This is a genomic window from Microbacterium sp. NPDC055903, from assembly GCF_053615555.1.
Map to the genome: position 1 here is coordinate 604,427 of NZ_JBSHCA010000001.1, position 19,997 is coordinate 624,423.

Sequence of the window (19,997 nt, forward strand, 5' to 3'; positions counted from 1 at the left end):
GCCGAGGGCTGCGCCGGGGGGGTGTCGGCGGCGTTGGAGGCGGGCGGGGTTGCGGCGGGCGGGGCGTGGGTCGGGGGGGGGGGGGGGGCGGCGGGGGGGGGGGGGGGGGGGGGGGGGGGGGGGGGGGGGGGGGGGTGGGGGGGGGGGGGGGGGGGGGGGGGGGGCCCCGGGGGGGCCCCCCCCCCCACCCCGGTGTTCGGTGCGGATGCGGTCAGTTGACCGCGATCCCCCGCTCTTCGAGCGCGGCGACCATGTCCTGCTGGGTCTTGGTGAAGGCATCCACCAGCGGCGTCCCGCCGTCGATCGCGGCGGAGACGTTGTCGGACAGCGTCGCGAACAGGGTCGAGGACAGCGGCGGCCAGGACCAGGAGGTGTCGACCGCGGCATCCGACTCGGCGAAGACGTCCCAGATGTCCTGTCCTCCGTAGAAGGCGAACACCTCGGGGTCGTCCTGCAGCACCGTGATCTCACTGGTGTCCGCGATGGCGGGCCAGCCTGCACCGATGTTGGTGAGGATGTTGACGCTCTCCGGGTCGGAGTTCAGCCACAGCGCGAACTCGGCAGCAGCCTCCGGGTTGTCCGAGCCCTTCAGGACGGCGCTGGCCGAGCCTCCGGCCCAGGTCGCCGACACGTTCTCGCCTGCCTCCCACTGCGGGACGGCGCTGACGGCCCAGCTGCCCGCCGTGTCCGGCGCGGTGCCGCGCACGATCGCATCGGCCCAGGAGCCCGAGATCCACGTGGCGATGTTGCCGCTCTGGATGTCGGCGTTCCACTCGCTGGACATGTCGGCGACGACCTTGACGAGGTCCTCATCGATGAGCTTCTGCCAGAACTCGGCGACGGAGAGGGTCTCCTCGCCGTCGATCTCGACGGTCCAGGCGTCGTCCTCCGCGGTGAACCAGTTGGCGCCGCCCTGCTGGGCGAGACCGATCAGCCACGGCGCCTGGTTGAACGCGAACGCGGCGATGTAGCGGTCGGGGTCGGAGGCCCGGATGACCTTCGCCGCCTCGTAGTAGTCGGCCCAGGTCTCTGGCGCTGCGAGACCGAGCGAGTCGAAGATGTCCTTGCGGTAGAACTGGCCGAGCGGGCCGGACGCCTGCGGGACTGCGTACACCGCGTCGCCGAAGACGCCGGTCTCCCACTGCCAGGGCACGAAGAGGTCGGCGGAATCCGCCGCGTACTCGGTGATGTCCTCCAGGGCGTCGTTGACGAGGAAGTCGGGGATCACGTCGTAGCCGAGCTGGACGACGTCGGCGGGGTTGCCCGCCTGGACCGCAGCGAGCATGGTGGCGTAGCCGCCGTCCGGGCCCGCTGTGATGGTCTCGAGGGTGACCTGGATGTCGTCGTGCGATTCGTTGAAGGCGTCGACGGCGCGGTCGATGTTGGGCACCCAGGACTGGAACGTGATCTCGACGGGCTCGCCGTCTGCCTGCGGCGCGTCGTCAGCGCCGGCCGTGCAGCCGGAGAGGACGAGCGCAGCGGTCAGCCCTGCGGCCCCGAGAAGCACTGCCCTGCTGTGGCGCTTCCGTGCGGGTGTGGACATGGATTGCTCCCTTGCAATGCGGTGCGAGCACCGGGATCTCGGATGATGCCTGATGAGGCTACGGCGAAGCGCCCGCCGAACACATGGCGGATGCCATGGAGTGCCTGGACGATCCTACGGTCAGCCCAGCATCCACCGCGTCGAGGTCACCAGCTCTGCCGAACGCAGGCCGCAGAGCAGCCCCGCCTCGTCGACGCGCGCGCGGGCGGCGGTCGGCAGATCGACGGGCGTGCGGGCGGTGATCGGAGCCACGTGCAGGGTCAGCACCGCATCCTCGGGGACCTCCGTGACATCGATCCGCCATGGCTGCCCGTCCCAGAACCTGTCACGGATCACGACACCGTCGGCCCTGAGCTGCGCGACATCGCCCTCCCAGTCCAGGACGAGCTCGACGAGCGCATCCGCTGCGCGCTTCGGCGACGCCGGGATCTCGAGTCTCCAGACGGCGGCGACCTCGTCGAGCTGCGCGTCGTCCGGTGCCGTAGAACGCCCCGTCGCCGCGCCATAACCGGCGGGCGGCTCTTCCCATCGCCGCACCTGCTCCGCCCCGACGGGGAAGACCCCGTGCGGCCCCATCGCCACGGCAGGCACCGGGACGAAACGACGGCCGTCCCATCGGCGAACGTCGGTGGGACGCTCAACGCGCGCGACCATCCCGCCCGGCTCGCGCCAGACGGCGTCCGCCGTGTCGAGCAGTTCGTCTCCCACGTACCAGAGGCGCTCCGCGGTCGCCTCGTCGACGACGAGGACGCGCAGGGCATCGTCCACGGTGACCGCTTCGCCGGGCGCGAGCTCTATCGGCGAGGTCGCGTCGATGGCATCCGCGTCGCGCCGGATCCGGCATCCTGCGCCGAACATCACCCTGGCCGCGACGCCATCGTGGGCGCGGAGCACCAGCGTGGGCACCGACGCACCCACGAGCCCCGCCAGAGAGGCCGTCGCCCATTCGACGCGGACGCCGGCGACGTCGAGCCGAAGCGGCCACCGCCCGACGACGCCGGAGGGGATGTCGACCGGGCGATCGGGGACCACGAGGTCGGAGCCGGCCAGCGGGATGCGCCACTGCACCCCGGCGACCAGCCCGAGCGGCTCGTGCGGCTGGTGCGTGTTGAGGAAGAGGACGCCGCTCGCGCCGTCGGTCCGTACCGCCCAGCGCAGCGTCGCGAGGTCGTGGACGTCGACGGGCGCGTCTTCCGGAAGCGCACTGAACGCGCCGGCGAGAAAGGGGCCGAATGCCGCGAGGAAGGCGTTGTGCTCGCGCAGCGCGGAGAGCGGCGGGCCGGGGCGCCCCGTGGCGCCGAAGGCCGCCTGGAAGTCGTAGTCGAAGCGCGGCAGGTCGTTGGGGTATCCGCTGCGCCGGCTCTCCTGCAGACCGTCCTCGGGGTTCACGCCGCCGGCGTACATGTAGAAGCCCTGCCATGCCGAGCCGTTGCCGATCTTGATGTTCGCGAGCGCGGCGACATCCTGCCCCGTCGTGACCGGCCGGCGATGGTAGGCCGTCGCCATGCCGCCGCCGAGCTCGCAGGTCGAGGGCGGGAACTCCGGGTCCACGGGGCGGACGACGATCGACGAGGTGTCATCGCGCTGGTCCGCTCCGACGCCGGGGTCGTCCCAGACGTGCGTGAAGCGGAAGTGGTCCCGGAAGCTGTCGTCCCACCCCGAGCCCTGCCCTGCCCAGAAGCCGTCGGCGTAGCCGCTGTAGACCGGGAAGACGTCATGCTTCGGCAGCAGCGCCCCGCCCCACGCAGTCGCCGTCCACAGCGGCGCGTGCAGGCCCGCCTCGCGTGCGAGCGCCTTGAGGGTGGCGATGTGCTCCGGCCCGTCGTGCAGCTCGTTCTCGAGCTGGATGCCGATGATCGGGCGATCGGGCCCGCAGAACGGCCCGGCGTGCTCGGCGATCCTTCCGAACCAGGCCCGGACGAGGTCGAGGTACTCCGCATCGTCGGTGCGGGCGCGATCGCCGACCGCGTCGACGACCCAGTCCGGGTGCCCGCCGTTTCGCACCTCGCCATGGCACCAGGGGCCGATGCGCAAGACCACATCGATGCCCACACGCTCGGCGGTCTCCAGGAAGGCTCCGAGGTCGAGGTCGCCGTCGAACCGGACGAGGCCGCGCTCTCGCTCGTGGTGGATCCAGAAGACGTACGTGGAGATGCTGGTGAGCCCGGATGCCTGCATGAGGCGCAGCTGCTCCTCCCACCTCCGGCGCGGGATCCGACTGTAGTGCAGCTCGCCCGTCACGGGGATGGTGAGCACGCCGTCCTGCTCGACCCAGCGGCTCGTGAGGCGCAGCCGCTCATGGCGATCCTCGGCGTTGCTCATCGCCGGCTCGATCAGCGGCGGACGGGAGTCGCGGAGGCGGATGCGGAGCGGTGCGGGCGACATCGACGGCATGGTTCCCACGCTAGGGCGGCCCGAGGGGAGAGCAGCAGAACGAATCGCGTCCGCCCCTGGACGAAACGATGCCCGCCAGGGGTCGGTAGCATCGATGCATGAGCGACTCCCCCGCCGATGCGCCGCGCCCGAAGGGCCGGTATCCGAAGGGCATCGCCCGGCGTCAGGAGATCCTCGACAAGGCGATCGAGGTGTTCGCGAAGCGCGGCGCGCAGAAGACCAGCCTTCGCGCGATCGCCCAGGAGGTCGGCGTGACGCACGCGGCGCTCAGCCACTACTTCGGATCGCTCGAAGAGCTCCTCGTCGAGGTGTACGCCGGATCGCAGCGCCTGCCGAGCGCGGAGACGCCGGCGGATGCCACACCGGCGATGGCGATGAAGCTCTCGGCCGAGGCGAATCGGGAGATTCCCGGGCACGTGCAGCTGTACTCGACGCTGGTCGCGATGGCACTGGAGGATGGCCACCCCGCGGCGCAGCGCTGGGCGACCGACCGCTTCGCGCGGATCAGGGAGGAGATCGCCGGACGGGTGACGCAGATGCAGGCATCCGGCCGTCTGCGTGCGGACCTGGATCCCGTCCTCGTCGCAGCTCTCGTGATCGCGGCATCCGATGGCCTGCAGACCCAGTGGCTGCTGGATGAGACGGTCGAGCACGAGGCGGCGCTCGATATGCTCGACCGCCTCCTGCGGGGTCTCTGACCCTCGCAGGAGGCGGTCTCTCAGCGGATCGCGGCGCTCAGAGCGTCGCGGCGAAGGGGTCGAAGCCCTCCGGGAGCAGCGGCACAGGTGCCACGGTGCTCTGCACGACGACGGTCTGCCCCGTCGCAGCGGATTCCTCGGCGGAGAGCAGGATGTCCAGCACGTGGAATCCGAGCTCGCCGGAGGCGACGTGCGGGCGGCCTTCGGCGATGGCGCGGACCATGTCGAGGGCGCCGAGACCGCGGCCGATCTCGATGTCCTCGTGCGAGACCTCGATCCACTCCTGCTCGAACTTCATGCCGTCGCGGATGACACCGAGCGGCTTGACGTACGCGATGCGTCCGGCGAACTGGTTCGGGTCGGGGATCACGATGGTGCCCTCGGTGCCGTGGATCTCCACGACGCCGTGACGTTCGAGAGCCGAGTCGAAGCTCAGCAGGCTCTGCGCCTGGGCACCCTGCTCGAAGGCGGTCACGATCTGGATCGTCGACGGCACCTCGACGGGGAACGTCGTGCCCGCGTTCGGGCCGGTGTGGATCTCGCGCTCTTCGCGCGCCTTCGTGCCGACGGCGGAGACGCGGTCGACCGGTCCGAGGAGGCTCACGAGGGCGGAGAAGTAATACGGTCCCATGTCCAGCAGCGGGCCGGCGCCCTTCGCGAAGAGGAAAGCGGGGCTCGGATGCCAGAGGTCGGGCCCCTGGGTCTGGAACGCCGTCTGTGCGAACAGCGGGCGGCCGATGACACCGCTGTCGATCGCACGGCGCGCGGCCTGGAAGCCGGGGCCGAGCAGGGTGTCCGGCGCGGAGCCGATCCGCAGGCCGGCGGCCTCCGCCTCGCGGAGCAGCTCGGCTGCGCCGTCGCGGTCGAGACCGAGCGGCTTCTCGGTCCACACGTGCTTTCCCGCCGCGATCGCGGCGCGGGAGACCTCGATGTGCACGGCGGGGATCGTCAGGTTGATGACGAGGTCGACGCCGGGGTGCGCGAGCACGTCCTCCGCCGAGCCGAACGCGGGCACGCCGTACTTCTCGGCCTGCGCCTGGGCGCGGTCGAGAAGCAGGTCGCCGACGACGAGGACCTCGACATCGGGGAACGACGACAGGTTCTGCAGATAGGTGTCGCTGATGACGCCGACGCCGATGATGCCGACTCCGACGGCGCTCATCGGGCGAACCCGCCCTCGATGAGGAACGAGTAGCTTGCCGCGATGTCGGCGAAGACGTCGCCGGGGGCGTTGTCGTACTCGATGATCGCGTACTGCAGGGCGGTCGCCGCGCGCAGCGCATCGGCGAGCGGCACGTCGCCGGTGCCCGCGTGGCGCTGGTCGAGGGTGTCGGAGCCGAAGGACTCGGCGCCCGGGGCGAAGGGGTTGCTCGCGGGCGCGATGCCGTCCTTCACGTGGACGGCCGCGAGGCGGTCACCCAGGCGCGAGACGAGGGCGGTGACGTCCTGGCCTCCGACGAGGGCCCAGTACAGGTCGAGCTCGACGACGACGCGCTCGTCGGTGAGGGCGATGAAGCGCTCGTATGCGGTCTGTCCGTCGAAGCTCTCCACGAACTCCTGTGCGTGGTTGTGGTAGCCGACCGAGAGGCCGAACTCCGCTGCCTTGTCCGCGAGCGCGTTCAGGCGGTCTGCGATGTCGGTGACGCCCTCGAGCGTGAACCAGCGCTCCGGTGCGACGAACGGGTCGATGACCGTCTTCAGGCCGACCTTCGCGGCGGCCTCGAACACGACCTCGGGAGCGGGCGTGGGGATGGAGCCGTCCGGCGTCCACAGCTCGTCCGAGAGCAGCGGGGCGTGCCCGGTCGGCGAGACGAGGCCCGACGCGTCGAGCGCGGCCCGGATCTCATCGGGGCGACGCACGAAGTCGAACGCCTCGACATTGCGCAGTCCGATGGCGGCGAGCTTGTCGAGCGAGCCCGACATGTCGGCGGTGAACTCCGCCGCGAGCGTGTACAGCTGGACCGATGCTTCTGGCAGGGCCACGTTGACCTTCCTTCTCTGGCAGGGATGAGGGGTCGGCGACGCCGCCCCGCAGACACGATAGCAGAGGAAACCTCCGGGTGGAGGTTCTTGCGAAATCTGCCGCAACAGGGCGTGCAGCCCTTACTCCGCGAGCACCCCGATCTCCCTGGCGAAGCCCCGCATCCGCTCGGCCAGATCCGCCGGCACCTCGGCCGCCGCGAAGTGGCCACCCCGTTCGAGACGCTCGAACGTGCGCAGGTCGCGGTAGAAGCCGCGCGCGAAGGACTCCGGGTAGTCGTGCTCGTGCCGCTGGATGTGCACCGATGCGGGCACCTCGACCGGCGGGATCGTGTCGGGCTCGCCATCGCCCTCGTAGTAGGGACGGAACGAGGTGGCGATGCTCTGCGTCGTCCAGGAGATCATCGCCTCGGTGAGGATGCGCTCGCGGGAGATGCGCTCCTCCACCCGACGGGGATCACCGGGTGGGGTATCGCTCCACTCGACGAGCTTCTCGGCGATCCAGGCGAGCAGTCCCGCCGGGGAGTCGTTGAGCGCCGCAGCCAAGGTGTCTGGACGCGTCCCCTGCACATGGCCGTATGCACCGTTCGGGCCGCCCCACTGCTCCAGACGCTGCACGAAGGCGACCTCCTCCGGGTCCGTCAGCGACGCCCGCTCGGAGTGCGGCGGGAAGTGCGAGTGCGTGGCGAGGATCCCCGACACGGCCTCCGGGTAGGTGGCCGCGATCAGATCGCTCACGTTCGCGGTGACGTCCTCGCCATAGGTGAGGTAACGCTCGTAGCCGAGCACGTCGGTCATCAGCCGGTGCATCGTCTCGGCCATCCGCGGCTCGGTGAGTGCCCCCTCGCCGTAGGCCGACGAGTAGGCGAAGCCGGGAAGGCTCGGCACCACCACGTGGAAGTCGGGCAGCAGATCGGCGAAGTCGAGCTGCAGGGCGAAGGTGTGCGGCCAGCCGTGCATGATCAGCAGGGCAGGCGCATCAGCGCGCTGAGCCTTGCGGTGCACGAAGTGGATCGTGGCATCTTCGATCTCGACGAGGAACTGGGGATGCCGGTTCAGCCACGCCTCCCTGGCCCGCCAGTCCAGCACCCGCCAGCTCGCCACGAGCTCGGCCAGGTAGTCGGCGGACATCCCGGCCGCCGGACGGCGCGGCGAATCCGGCAGCGGCCGGAAGCGGTCGAGGCGTACGTGCAGATCGGAGAGCACGTCGTCATCGACGTGGATGGTGAACGACTGCGGCGTGTTCATGCAGGAAAGCTACTCCAGGCATCCGACACCGCAGACGGCGACTCCTGGGCGGAGCCACCTCATTCCGCCCAGATCTGCCGTTCGGAGCGGACGACGTCGCCGCTCTCCGCCGCACGGGCGACGAGCATGCCGAGATAGTGGTCCTGCGAGGCCTCGGCGAGCCCGTAGAAGGCGTCCCCGCCCCTGGCGTAGTCGGACATCTTCACCAGGCAGTCCGCCACGGCGATCTCGTCGTCGATGAAACCCGCCGGGGCGAACCGGTTGCGGTAGACCCATCGTTCCCCGGCGATCAGCCCCCGCAGGAAGTGCCCTTCCAAGTTCGTCTCGTGACCGGCATCCACCCGCCGGATCGTGTACTGGATCGGTGTGCGGAAGTCGGCGAGGTAGCGGACGTCCCGGCCATCGATCTCGCCGCGGTCTCCGCGGGCGAGCAGCCGGGTCGCCCGCACCCAGGATCGGTTCTGCGCGGGTGCCCAGTCGTAGACGCCGTGCCGGTCGCCGAAATCGAGATGGGCGATCGTCGTCTCGGCGACGCCGACGCGCTCCTCCTCGGGGTCGCCGCCGCGGCCCGGCCCGCCCATGAGCGGAGCCTCGAACCGGAGCGCGCGGATCTCCGCATCCTCGAATCCGATGCCGAGCATCCGACGCATGATGCTGATCGCGTGATAGCCGTGACTGATCGACACCCGGCATTCGCTCACATCGCCGATCACGCCGGATCGCGCGATCGACAGCTGCGCCGCGATGAGCGGCTGCAGATGGTACTGCTCGGCGACCTGGACCCGCGCGCCACCGGCCGAACGGTGCAGCGCGATCAGCCCCTCGATCGTCTCCGCCGGCGGGGTCTCCGTGAGCACGGGCACGTCGGCGGCGATGGCCTGCGCGATCAGTTCCGCGGATGCATCCCTGGGCACGCAGAGCACGAGGAAGTCGGGGGGACGATGCGCGAGCAGCTCCGCCATCGTCGAGTAGGTCGGGATCCCCCACGTGCTCGACAGGCGCTCGGCCTTGGCCGGGTCGCGCACGACGACCCCGATGGGTTCGAAGAGCTCGGGCAGCGATGCGGCGATACGGAGGATGAACTCCGCCCGCCAGCCCGCCCCGACGACCGCGACGCTGCTCGGCGTCGTCATGCGGGGTCTCCGAAGTCGCTCCCGCGCGGTCCGCGATTTCGGACGAGCCGCCGCACACGGACGATCACGAACCAGGCGAACAGCACCACGATGACGCCGACGACGATGTCGGAGAGCACGCCGCTCCAGGTCGAGAGCACCGACTCGATCGCCGGCCCGAAGGCGAATCCCAGACCGATCCAGATCCCGTTCCAGACGCCCGAGCCGACGACCGTCAGCAGGGTGAACGTCGCGAACGGCATCCGCTCGATCCCCGCCGGGATCGACACGAAGGATCTCACCAGCGGCACGCACCGCCCGAGAAGCACGGCCCACCTCCCCCACTTCAGGAAGAAGGCCTCCGCCCTGTCGAAATCGTCGTGGTCCATGAGCGGCACGCGCCCGACGAACCGCCTGGTCCGATCGCGCCCGAGGGCGGCGCCGATCGCGTACCAGCCCCACGCGCCGAGCAGCGCTCCGGTCGTCGCGGCCGCCCACGCGAGCCAGACGTTCATGCGTCCGTCGAAGGCGAGGAAGCCCGCACCGGGGAGGAGCGCCTCCGAGGGGATCGGCGGAAGGAACGTCTCCAGGAGGACGGCGATGCCCACGCCGAGCTCGCCCATCGTGTCCATGAGCGAGAGGACCCAGCCGATCAGACCCTCGTACTCGGCCGTGTACGTCATGCGGAGCTGCTTCCGTCGTGGCGGCACGTCATGCCTTCGACGCTAGCAAGCGCTCCCCGAGGATTCACCCAATGGGCGGCGCTTGGCCCATGGTCAGGCGCTCTCCACCGCGCCGCGCTTCGCGACCTCGCCGAGCCACCACAGGCTCGGCTTGGGCTGACGCTCGAACGTCTCCCTGTCCCAGCCGATCAGCCCGAAGGTGGGCCGGAACGAGCCCCACTCGTAGTTGTCCAGCAGCGACCAGTGCAGATAGCCGATGAGCGGCAGCCCCGCGGCCACCTCGTGATGCAGTGCTTCGAGCGCACCGCGGGTGTAATCGATCCGACGGCTGTCATCGGCGGTGGCGATTCCGTTCTCCGAGACGAAGACCGGCAGTCCCGTGATGTCGTAGGCGAGACGCGCGGCCTCGGCGATCGCCGGCGGGTAGTACTCCCACCCGGTCAGGGTCTGCTCGACGTCGTCCGGTGCCGGCAGCGGCCCGTCGGCGGTGATGCGCGTGCGGGTGTAGGCCTGGACGCCGACGAAGTCGTCGCCGCGGGATGCCTCGAGGAAGATGGTCTCCCGCGGATAGGCGTATGCGCGCATCACGTCTTCCGCGCCGGGGTCGGCGTAGAACTGCTGCGGCGCGATGGGCCAGCCCACCGGGCGACCGGTGGTGCGCACGAGCTCGACGGCCCTGCGGTGGGCCGCGATGATGTGCTCGGTCACGACGGCATCCGGTTCGGGCAGCGACCCGGCCTGGATCTGCTGGTTGCCTTCCTTCCCCGCGAAGATCATCGCGAGGATGTTCGGCTCGTTGATCGTGAACACGTGCGATGCCGTGGTCAGCAGCGGCAGCACGGTCTCCACGAAGCGCGCGAAGCGGTCGACGGATGCCGGGTTGCGCCAGCCCCCGTCATCGGCGAACCAGCGCGGGGTCGTGAAGTGGTAGATCGTGATCGCAGGCGCCACGCCCGCCTCGTGGCAGGCGTCGATGACGCGCTGGTAGTGCGACAGCGCCGCGCGGGACACCATTCCCTCCGCCGGCTCGATGCGCGACCACTCCAGCGAGAAGCGGTAGGTGTTCAGCCCCGACTGCGCCAGTAGCGCGATGTCCTCGCGGTAGCGGTGGTAGCCGTCAGCGGCGTCCCCCGAAGGCTCGGGGATGTCCGTGCCGGGGGCGACCTCGCGCGGCCACCAGTCGCTGTTCACGTTTCCGCCCTCGATCTGGTGCCCGGCGGTCGCCGCACCCCAGAAGAAGCCGTCGGGGAAGGTGAGCATGGTCATGGACGAGTCCTTGTCTGGGCTCACTTGAGCCCGGTCATGGCGATCCCCTGCACGAAGTAGCGCTGGAGGAACAGGAACAGGATGAGGATTGGCGTCACGACGAGCACGGAGCCTGCCATCAGCAGACCGTAATAGGTACCGTTCGAGCCGACCGAGTAGAGCGAGAGCGCCACGGGCAGGGTGTACATGCTCTCCGCCTGAGCGACCACGAGCGGCCAGAGGAAGTTGTTCCACGAGGCGAGGAAGGTGAGGATGGCGAGCGTCGCGATCGCCGGACCGCACTGCGGGAGGACGATCCGCAGGAAGATCCGGAACTCCCCCGCCCCATCGATGCGGGCGGCCTCGAGGAGCGCGTCGGGAACCCCCATGATGAACTGCCTCATGAGGAAGACGCCGAGCGGCCCCGCGAGGAACGGAAGGATGAGCGCCGGATAGGTGTCGACCAGGCCCATGTTGGCGACGAGCACGAACATCGGGACGAGCGTGACGACGCCGGGCACCATGAGCGTGAGCAGCACCAGCCCGAACAGCACCTTCTTGCCGGGGAACTCGAGCTTCGCCAGCGCGTAGGCGACCATCGAGCAGAACACGATGTTGCCGAGGACCACCACCACGGCAACGACGACCGAGTTCAGGAAGAACTGTCCGTAGTCGAGCTGGGTGAGCCACCGGGAGTAGTTGTCCAGCGTCGCCTGCTCCGGCCACCACGTGATCGGTCGCTGCAGCAGTTCGCCCTGCGTCTTGAAGCTGCCCAGCAGCATCCAGATGAAGGGCATCAGCGTGAAGATGAGCCCGATCGTGAGGGCGAGGTAGGTCGCGGAACGCGACCATTCGATGCGCCGACGCCGGCGTCCGGCGGTCGGTGCGGCCGACGCCTGGGACCGGAAGCCGGTCTCCGTCTGAGTCGTGATCGTCATGTCAGTTGTCCTTCGAACGCAGCAGTCGGAACTGCACGGCCGACAGTGCCGCGATGAACGCGAACAGCACGTAGGCCGCAGCGGATGCCAGCGAGTAGTCGCCGTAGCCGAACTGGTTGTAGACGTAGTAGCTGATCGTCAGGGTGGAGTTCAGCGGGCCGCCCTGCGTCATGACGAACGGCTCCTCGAACACCTGCAGGAATCCGACGGAGAGCAGGACTGCGCCGAGCAGGAGCGTGGGGCGCATCAGCGGCATGGTCAGGCCCGTGAACCGGCGCCAGGTCCCCGCGCCGTCCATCTCCGCCGCTTCATACAGCTCCCGGGGAATGGCCTGCAGGCCCGCGAGGAAGATGATCATGAGGGTGCCCATGTTGCGCCAGACCGCCATGACGATGATCGAGGGCATCGCCCACACCGGATCGTTCAGCCAGTCGGGACCATCGATGCCGACCCACGACAGCACGGTGTTCACAAGGCCGGCGTCCTGGAGGATGAAGCGCCACACGACGGCGACAGCGACGATCGAGGTGACCACGGGCGTGTAGTAGCCGACGCGGAACACGCTGCGGAACCGCTCGATGCCCGAGTTCAACGCCACCGCGAGCAGGAGCCCTGCCGCCATCGTCAGGGGGATGCCGATGATGACGAAGTAGAAGGTGTTGAAGATCGACTTCACGAACAGCTCGTCCTGGAACACCTCGACGAAGTTGTCGAAGGCGATGAAGTTCACCGCGAACGGCGAGCGCAGATCTTTCACCCCGAGGTCGGTGAACGACATCGCGAAGGAACCGAGCAGCGGTCCGAGCATGAACACCGCGAAGATCGCGACGAACGGGAGCGCGAACAGCCAGGCGATGAGCGCGGTCTTGCGCCGCTGACGGCGGAACCCCCCTCCCGTGGGGAGGTTCCGCCCAGCGGTGCCCGCAGCGGCGAGCGTCATGGTGCTTACCAGCCGGTTCCGAGCGACTCCGCCTCCGCCTCGATGGCGGATGCGGCATCCTCGGCGCTCGCACCGTTGGCGACCTTCTCGGCCTCGGTCTCGATGAACGCGGACATCTCGTTCCAGCTCGGCACCGACGGCGGAGCCCAGGTGCTCTCGAGCTGATCGCTGAGCACGGACAGTCGCGGGTCGGAGGCGAAGCTGTCATCGGCGAGCACGGAGGTCACTGCCGGGAGGTCGCTGGTGGTGTCGAACCAGGCCTGCTGCGTGTCGGCCTCGGAGAGCCAGCGGACGAACTTCCATGCGCCGTCGGCGTTCTCGGCATCCGCGAAGACGCCGAGGTGACCGCCGCCCAGGTAGGACTCGTTGTTGTCGGCGCCGGCCGGCACGGGGACGGTCGCCACATTCTCGGCGACCCAGTCGGCGTCCTCCATGTCCTCCAGGACCGAGACCATCCACGGGCCGGAGATGAAGGCCGGGTTCGAGCCGTCGACGAAGGCGGCCGTCTGCGAGTCGCCGTAGCCAGACGTGGGCGCGAGGCCGTCGGTGAAGAACGAGCCGTAGTACTCGAGCGCGTCGACGAGGGCGTCGTGATCCCATTCGTACGCGTCGCCCGCATCGTTGAGCTCCTCGCCGCCGGCCTGCGCGTAGAACGGCATGATGACCTGCGTGGAGTCCTCGGCATCGCCCATCGGCAGCTGCAGGCCGTATGCGGATCCCGCGTCCTTGAAGCCCTGCGCGAAGGACGTGAACTCGTCCCAGGTGGTGGGAGCCTCGAGCCCTGCGGCCTGCGCGAGGTCGCTGCGGTAGTAGAGCACGCGCGTCTCGACGTACCACGGCACGGCGTAGGAGGTCCCGTCGACGACGGTCGACTCGGCCGCCGTCTCGTTCAGTGTGCTGGTGTCGACGACGCCGTCCGGCACAGCCGCCAGCCCGCCGGCCGCGACCATCGCGGGCAGGAACGAAGAGCCGATCATGATCACGTCCGGCACCGTGCCTGCGGCGACCGCGGTCTGGTACTTGGTCATGACGTCCGCCCAGGGGATCGTCGTCACGGTGATGTCGGCGTCGGGGTTCTCCTCGACGAAGGCCTCGGAGAATGCTTCAAGGTTCTCGCCCTCCTCCCCCATCGCCCAGACGGTGATCTCCCCCGTCGCCGGCGCGTCGTCGATCGTCACGGCGTCGCCTTCGGAGGGGGTGTCCGCGTCGTCTGCGCGGCCGCAGCCGGCGAGCGTGAGCATGCCGACGATGCCGATCGCTCCGACGGCGAGTGCTGTGCGCCTCTTGTCCATGGTGTTCTCCTCGCTGAGTTCCCGGGTGATGATCCCGGTCTGAAACAAACCTCGCAACTGCTTGCTTAGTTTGTTGACTATAGACTGTGGCGAACATCGAGCGCAACCAGGAGAGCGATGAGCGACCAGCAGGATGCCGAGACACCCGCACGGACGGATCTGCGCCGCGTGCGCGGCGACCGTCGGCGCAAAGCCATTCTCGAGACGGCCGTCGACGTCTTCGGTGAGCAGGGCTACCGCGGCACATCGCTGCGCGAGGTCGCGCGCAGGGTGGGCATCTCGGATGCCGGGCTGCTGCACCACTTCGGCACGAAGGTCGGGCTGCTCGCTGCGACAATCGCCGAGCGCGACGAGATCGACCTCCACCGCCGCGAGGAGGCGGAGGCGGCCGGCGCGACGTTCGTCGAGACGATGCGCAGCCAGGTCGCGCGAAACGCCCAGTCCCCCGGGCTGGTCGCGCTGCACGTCGTCCTGTCGGCCGAGGCGACCGATCCGCAGCATCCGGCCCACGAGTCGTTCCGTGAGCGCTACCGACAGCTGCGCCACCAGGACGACGACGCGTTCACCCGTCTGCAGCACGAGGGGCAGCTGCGCGCCGACCTCGACCCGATGAGGGTCGGTCAGCTCGTCACGGCGATGATGGACGGCCTGCAGCTGCAGTGGCTGCTCGACCCGGACAACGTCGACATGGTCGGGCTGTTCGAGGATTTCCTGCGACTGCTGGAGGTACCCGGCAGGGAGAAGTCGGACGAGGACTGACCTCGCCCGACGAGGCTCCTACTTGAGCGACCCGTTGAGCAGCCCCGCGACGTAGTACTTCTGCAGGAGCAGATACACGATGACGCAGGGGATGACCGTGATCGCGACACCCGTCTGCATGAGACCGAAGTCGAGCTGGAAGTTCGCGTCGGCGGACAGGATGCCGATGCTCACCGGCAGCGTGTAGAGCTTCTGGTCGGTGATGAGGATGAGCGCCGCGAAGAACTCGTTCCAGGCACCGAAGAAGGACAGCAGCGCGGTCGACACGACGCCGGGAACGGCGACGGGCAGCATCACCCGCCACATCGCCCCGAAGGCCGTCGCACCGTCGATCTGGGCCGCCTCTTCGAGCGAGGACGGGATCGCCGCGAAGGAGTTGCGCATGAGGAAGATGCCCAGCGGCAGGTTGAACGTCGCGATGACGAGCGCCACGCCGACGAGGTTGTTCTGCAGGCCGATGTCGCGGAGGACGAGATACAGCGGGGTGATGATCGCCTGGAACGGGATCATGAACGTCACGAGCGTGACGAAGAACGCGATCCTGCTGCCGCGGTAGGGCAGCTTGGCGAACGCATAGCCCGCACATGTGCTGACCACGACGGCGGTGCCGGTGGCGAGCAGCGCGACGAACGCGGAGTTCCCCGCGCTCTGCCAGACGCTGAGACCTCGGCTGGAATCGAAGATCTGCGCGAGGTCGTTCGGCCCGACCTGCGACAGCATGACGCCGATCGGATAGAGGAAGAGCACCGCCAAACAGATGCTGATGACCCACCAGGCGAAGCGCGGCAGCATCCGCTGTCGTGGTCGAGGCGGCCGAGTGGCCTTGGGGAGGACGACGAGCGTTGTCGAGGAGAGCGTGGCGGTCATGAGTTGTCCGAGTTCCGAAGAAGAAGCATCTGCACGGCGCTGACGACACCGAGGGCGAGCATGAGCAGGATGGAGAGGGCCGAGGCGTACCCGACGTCGAACCGCACGAAGCCCGAACGGTAGATCTCGAAGACGGCGGTGATCGTCGACCCCGCCGGGCCCCCGGTGGTCATGATGTAGAACTGGTCGAAGGCCAGCAGTGAACCAGCCACGGAGAAGACGAGAACGAGCGCGAGCGTCGGCCGCAGCAACGGCACGGTGATGTGCCAGAAGCTCTGCCATGGGCCGGCACCATCGATCCTCGCCGCTTCGTTGACCTCCTCGGGCACCCCCTGGATGCCGGCGAGGACCAGGAGCATCTGAAGACCGACGACCTTCCAGGTGACCATCGCGACGACGATCGCGAACGCGGAGCCGAACTCCGCGAAGAAGTTGCGCGTCGGATCGATGAGTCCGAGCTCTCCCAGCAGCACCGTGGTGGGCCCGATGTCGGACTGCCACATGAACAGCCAGATGTAGCTTCCCGATGCGAGACCGATGACGACGGGCAGGAAGTAGATCGTCTGGAAGAAGCGGTGCGCGCGCGTGCCGCCTTTCACGAGGAAGGCCAGCGCGAAGGCGAGGACGATCAGGATCGGCGTGATGACCACCGTGTAGAGCAGGGTGAATCCGGCTGCACGAAGGAAGTTGGCGTCCTGGAAGGCGGCGAGGTAGTTCGCCGCCCCTGTGAACTCGGGCTCGCCCAGAAGCGGCCAGTCGTGCATGGACATCACGACGGTGCGGATGAGCGGCCAGACGAAGAACATCCCGAGCAGGACGAATGCGGGAAGGCTGAGCGCGAGCCCGAGCCTGCCTCGTCGCCGGGCGATCCGACCTGTGCGGTTCTGCGCCGGTGCGGCGCCATTGCGAAGTGCGGTCATGTCTCTCTCCGGAAGAACAGGGGCGGCCGGTGCGGGCCGCCCCTGCGCGCGGATGTCAGCCGTTGGCCTCGTCGAGGAGCGCCTGGGCCGCCTCCTGCGCCTTGGCCTGCGCGTCTGCCACGCTGCCCGGGCCGAAGACCGCCTCCTGGATCATGGTCGACCAGACGCCGTTGGGGTCATTGATGATCTCGTTCTCGATGACGCTGTACGGCACGCGTCCGACCTCGAGCGCATCCGCGAACACCTGGAAGCGCGGGTCCTGCGAGATGTAGAGGTCCTCGAGCAGGTCGAGACGCGTCGGCATCACGCCGTTCTCCGCGATGATGGCCTGCGCGTCCTCACCGGTAGCCCACTCCAGGAACTCCCACGCCCCGTCCGGGTTCTTCGCACCGGCGGGGATCGTCAGGTTGTCGCCTCCCGCGAAGGAGCCGATCTGCCCATCCGCAGCGCCCGGGATGGGGGCCACGCCCCAGTCGAAGGTCGCCTCCTCCTCGAGCGAGGAGAGGTAGAACGTGCCCCAGTTGTAGATGCCGACCTTGCCCTGGTTGAAGGCGTCGCCGGCGTTCGAGCCACCGTCGGACTGCACGAGGGCCGGCATCGCGCCGGACTCCCACATTTCGCGATAGAGCTCGAGCGTGGAAGTGACCTCTGCGCTGTCGAACTTCGCATCCAGGCCGTCCTCGGAGAGGACGTCGCCATCCTGCGCCCAGACGTACGGCCCCATCGAGAAGATGTTGCATCCGCCGCAGGCTCCGGAGAACGCGAAGCCGTAGTTCCCGTCGCCGGTCGCGGCGATGGCCTCGGCCGCTGCCTTGACCTCGTCCATCGTCGCGGGCGGTGCCTCGGGATCGAGGCCCGCCGCGGCGAAGAGGTCCTTGTTGTAGAACATCGCGGACACATCGGCCGTGAACGGCACCGAGTACACGCCAACCTCGTAGACGCCCTGGGCGATGTGCCCCGGGCTCATGTCGTCCTTGTAGTCGAGGCTGTTCCACTGCTCGCCGATGTCGGAGAGAGCCCCGACCGAGGCGAAGTACGGCACGTAGACGAGGTCGAGCGACGCGATGTCCGGTGCGTCGCCGCCGGCCGCCGCCGTGCCGAACTTCTGCACGTAGTCCCCCGAAGTGATCAGGGTGATCTCGACCTGCGTGTCGTGGCTCTCGTTGAATGCATCCGCGAGCTGCTGCATGAATCGCGACTGCGAGTCACGGACCCACATGGTGACGGTTCCGCCGTCCTCGGATCCGCCTGCTCCCGACGTCGAGCATCCGGCCAAGCCGAGACCGACGGCCGCGATGGTCGCCAAGGCGATGAAAGGCTTCAGGTGACGCCTCATTGCGTGGTTCCTCTCTCTGTGTCTCTCTGTGGTGAAGGGTGGCCGGTGAACGGCCGCCGTGGGGGTGTCAGATGGTCGGCACCCACACACGCATGGCTCCGGGGGCGCGGTTCGCCCACCGGAAGTAGGGGATCGCCCGGATGTCGCCGAGTTCTGTCGATTCGCCACGCGCGGTGTCCGAATAGAGGCGGTTCTCCTTGGCGCGTCGACGAGCACCGGGGATCGCCAGCGCCGGGGCGCCGAGGACATCGTCGTGACCCGCCTCTCGTGCGGTCGGCTCCTGGGGGATGACGACGTCTTCAAGTCGGATGCCGTCGTCGAGATCCGCTTCCTCGACGCAGTAGTAGATCGGCCCGCGACGCAGCGCGAGCGTTCCCCGCGATCCATCCACCCACGGGTGAGCACGCTCGAAGACGGGCTCTACGGAGAGGACCAGCGTGATGGAGCTCGCTCCGGCGGGCACGGCGACGTATCCTGCCTCGACCTGACGCGCTTCTCCCCCATCGACGGCGACCGTCGCACCCCTCGCCCACCCGGGGACACGAAGCTGCGTCTCACGGGTGGCGGGAGCGTCGAACGAGATCTCGATCGTCTCGTCCCACGGGAACGTCGTCGCCACCGTCGCCGTGACTCCGTCGCCGATCTCGTAGCGTCCCGCGGCGTACAGCTGGAACTGCACGGCGTTCTCGGTCTCGGTGACGAGGTACCCCGTGATCGAGGACAGCAGCCTCGCGAGGTTGGGCGGGCAGCAGGCGCAGAAGTACCAGTCGAGCCGCGTCGACGGGGCGTCCTCCTCGTGGGTGTGCCCGGATCGCAGCTGCAACGGGTTGGAGTAGAAGTACGACCTGCCGTCGATCGAGGTCGAGACGGCGATGGCGTTGTAGAGCCCGCGCTCCATCTCGTCCGCGTACCGTGCGTCGCCATCGAGCAGCAGCATCCGCCAGTTCCAGTGCAGGTTGGCGATCGCCGCGCACGTCTCGGAGTACGCGCGGTCGGCCGGCAGCTCATAGGGATCGCCGAACGACTCCCCCCGGTGGCGCGAGCCGAGGCCGCCGGTGACGTACATCTTGTGGTCGTGGACGCTGGTCCACAGCGCGTCGAGGGCATCGCGATATCCGGCATCCTCCTCATCCAGCTCGACGTCCGTGGCGCCCGCGAGCAGGTAGAGCTGACGGACCGCGTGACCGGTCGCCTCGCGCGACTCCTTCACGGGCGTGTAGTCCTGGTAGTACGCGCCGCCGAACTGCCCCTCACCGATCGTGCGGTGCCCGCGCAGATCCAGCATCCGCTTCGCCAGCTGCCTGTGCCGGTCGTCTCCGGTCAGACGCGCGAGTTCGACGAGCGCGGTCTCGATCTCGGGATGGCCGTCGATGTCGTCGCGGCGCCCTTCACCGAAGGTCTCGTGCACGAGCTCGACGTACCGCAGCGCGATGCCCAAGAGGTCGGCGCGCCCGGCGTGCGCCCACGCGACGGCGGCCTGGATCAGATGGCCGAGCTTGTACATCTCGTGACCCTGCGGGAGGTCCGTGAAGCGCCGCCCGGCATGAGGGCCCTGGTAGTAGCTGTCCAGGTAGCCGTCGTCCTCCTGCACCGCGGCGAGCAGGCGAGCCGACTCGTCCACGAACGGAAGGAACTCGGTGACGTCGCCTCGGACGGCTTCCCATCCGATCGCCTCGAGCGTCTTGTAGAGGTCGGAATCGGCGAACAGCGGGCCACGGAACGCGGCGTCGCTCTCCCCCACGAGGCGGCGGAGGTTGTCGAGCACCCCGGTGGTCTCGAGGCGCTCGATGACGTGCGGGATCGTGCCCTCACGGTTGACCCGCTGCCAGTCGCCCAGGAAACCTCCGTCGAGCCGGACCCGGCGCAGATCGACCGGCCGGAATGCGGTGGCGCGCGCCGGAGCGGCGGGCGTGACGAGCGCGTCGGAAACACTGACCATGGTTCTCCTCATTGAGCGGAATGATGTCGGCAGCCGGTAGTACACCGGTGCACTAAATGTGATAGTACACCGATGTACTAGACTTGCAACAGGCTTCCGCAGA

The 19,997-nt window shown here is 68.8% G+C and carries 17 protein-coding genes; 2 read left to right on the top strand and 15 right to left on the bottom strand.

Annotated features, from left to right (window positions below):
- Positions 1-211: 211 nt before the first annotated feature.
- Positions 212-1,543, bottom strand: coding sequence for an ABC transporter substrate-binding protein (locus tag ACWGJP_RS02810; protein WP_452328230.1), 1,332 nt, complete (start codon positions 1,541-1,543; stop codon positions 212-214).
- A gap of 120 nt (positions 1,544-1,663) precedes the next feature.
- Positions 1,664-3,937: a beta-galactosidase gene (locus ACWGJP_RS02815; RefSeq protein WP_452328231.1), complete on the bottom strand. Its 2,274-nt coding sequence runs from the start codon at positions 3,935-3,937 to the stop codon at positions 1,664-1,666.
- A gap of 98 nt (positions 3,938-4,035) precedes the next feature.
- Between ACWGJP_RS02815 and ACWGJP_RS02820 the strand changes: the two genes are divergently transcribed.
- Positions 4,036-4,635, top strand: coding sequence for a TetR/AcrR family transcriptional regulator (locus tag ACWGJP_RS02820; RefSeq protein WP_452328232.1), 600 nt, complete (start codon positions 4,036-4,038; stop codon positions 4,633-4,635).
- Between the two features lie 37 nt (positions 4,636-4,672).
- Here ACWGJP_RS02820 and ACWGJP_RS02825 read toward each other — a convergent pair whose 3' ends face one another.
- The 9 genes from ACWGJP_RS02825 to ACWGJP_RS02865 all read right to left on the bottom strand — a co-directional run bounded on the left by ACWGJP_RS02825 (position 4,673) and on the right by ACWGJP_RS02865 (position 14,073).
- Entirely contained in the window at positions 4,673-5,797 is a 1,125-nt protein-coding gene (locus tag ACWGJP_RS02825) for a Gfo/Idh/MocA family protein (protein ID WP_452328233.1), read from the bottom strand.
- A complete protein-coding gene (locus ACWGJP_RS02830; protein WP_452328234.1) occupies positions 5,794-6,618 on the bottom strand; it encodes a sugar phosphate isomerase/epimerase family protein in 825 nt (274 codons plus the stop codon). The genes ACWGJP_RS02825 and ACWGJP_RS02830 overlap by 4 nt, the downstream gene beginning before the upstream one ends.
- A gap of 120 nt (positions 6,619-6,738) precedes the next feature.
- Entirely contained in the window at positions 6,739-7,863 is a 1,125-nt protein-coding gene (locus tag ACWGJP_RS02835; protein WP_452328235.1) for an epoxide hydrolase family protein, read from the bottom strand.
- Positions 7,864-7,922: 59 nt separating this feature from the next.
- Positions 7,923-8,996 carry a Gfo/Idh/MocA family protein gene (locus ACWGJP_RS02840; protein WP_452328236.1) on the bottom strand — a complete coding sequence of 358 codons (1,074 nt, stop codon included), beginning with the start codon at positions 8,994-8,996 and terminating at the stop codon, positions 7,923-7,925.
- Positions 8,993-9,658 carry a DedA family protein gene (locus ACWGJP_RS02845; RefSeq protein WP_452328237.1) on the bottom strand — a complete coding sequence of 222 codons (666 nt, stop codon included), beginning with the start codon at positions 9,656-9,658 and terminating at the stop codon, positions 8,993-8,995. Before ACWGJP_RS02845 ends, ACWGJP_RS02840 begins: the two co-directional genes overlap by 4 nt.
- Before the next feature lie 93 nt (positions 9,659-9,751).
- Entirely contained in the window at positions 9,752-10,924 is a 1,173-nt protein-coding gene (locus ACWGJP_RS02850) for a glycoside hydrolase family 1 protein (protein WP_452328238.1), read from the bottom strand.
- Between the two features lie 20 nt (positions 10,925-10,944).
- Entirely contained in the window at positions 10,945-11,841 is an 897-nt protein-coding gene (locus tag ACWGJP_RS02855) for a carbohydrate ABC transporter permease (RefSeq protein ID WP_452328239.1), read from the bottom strand.
- A gap of 1 nt (position 11,842) precedes the next feature.
- Positions 11,843-12,781 carry a carbohydrate ABC transporter permease gene (locus tag ACWGJP_RS02860; RefSeq protein ID WP_452328240.1) on the bottom strand — a complete coding sequence of 313 codons (939 nt, stop codon included), beginning with the start codon at positions 12,779-12,781 and terminating at the stop codon, positions 11,843-11,845.
- A gap of 5 nt (positions 12,782-12,786) precedes the next feature.
- Positions 12,787-14,073, bottom strand: coding sequence for an extracellular solute-binding protein (locus ACWGJP_RS02865; RefSeq protein ID WP_452328241.1), 1,287 nt, complete (start codon positions 14,071-14,073; stop codon positions 12,787-12,789).
- A gap of 117 nt (positions 14,074-14,190) precedes the next feature.
- Between ACWGJP_RS02865 and ACWGJP_RS02870 the strand changes: the two genes are divergently transcribed.
- A complete protein-coding gene (locus ACWGJP_RS02870) occupies positions 14,191-14,832 on the top strand; it encodes a TetR/AcrR family transcriptional regulator (protein ID WP_452328242.1) in 642 nt (213 codons plus the stop codon).
- 18 nt (positions 14,833-14,850) lie between these two features.
- On the opposite strand, the gene ACWGJP_RS02875 is transcribed toward ACWGJP_RS02870, so the two are convergent.
- The 4 genes from ACWGJP_RS02875 to ACWGJP_RS02890 form a co-directional block, all read right to left on the bottom strand.
- Positions 14,851-15,699, bottom strand: a complete 849-nt coding sequence (locus ACWGJP_RS02875; protein WP_452328243.1) for a carbohydrate ABC transporter permease — start codon at positions 15,697-15,699, stop codon at positions 14,851-14,853.
- A complete protein-coding gene (locus ACWGJP_RS02880) occupies positions 15,696-16,619 on the bottom strand; it encodes a carbohydrate ABC transporter permease (RefSeq protein WP_452328244.1) in 924 nt (307 codons plus the stop codon). Before ACWGJP_RS02880 ends, ACWGJP_RS02875 begins: the two co-directional genes overlap by 4 nt.
- A 55-nt stretch (positions 16,620-16,674) precedes the next feature.
- Entirely contained in the window at positions 16,675-17,955 is a 1,281-nt protein-coding gene (locus ACWGJP_RS02885) for an ABC transporter substrate-binding protein (RefSeq protein ID WP_452328245.1), read from the bottom strand.
- A gap of 67 nt (positions 17,956-18,022) precedes the next feature.
- Positions 18,023-19,894, bottom strand: a complete 1,872-nt coding sequence (locus ACWGJP_RS02890) for a glycoside hydrolase family 127 protein (RefSeq protein WP_452328246.1) — start codon at positions 19,892-19,894, stop codon at positions 18,023-18,025.
- Between the last annotated feature and the right edge of the window lie 103 nt (positions 19,895-19,997).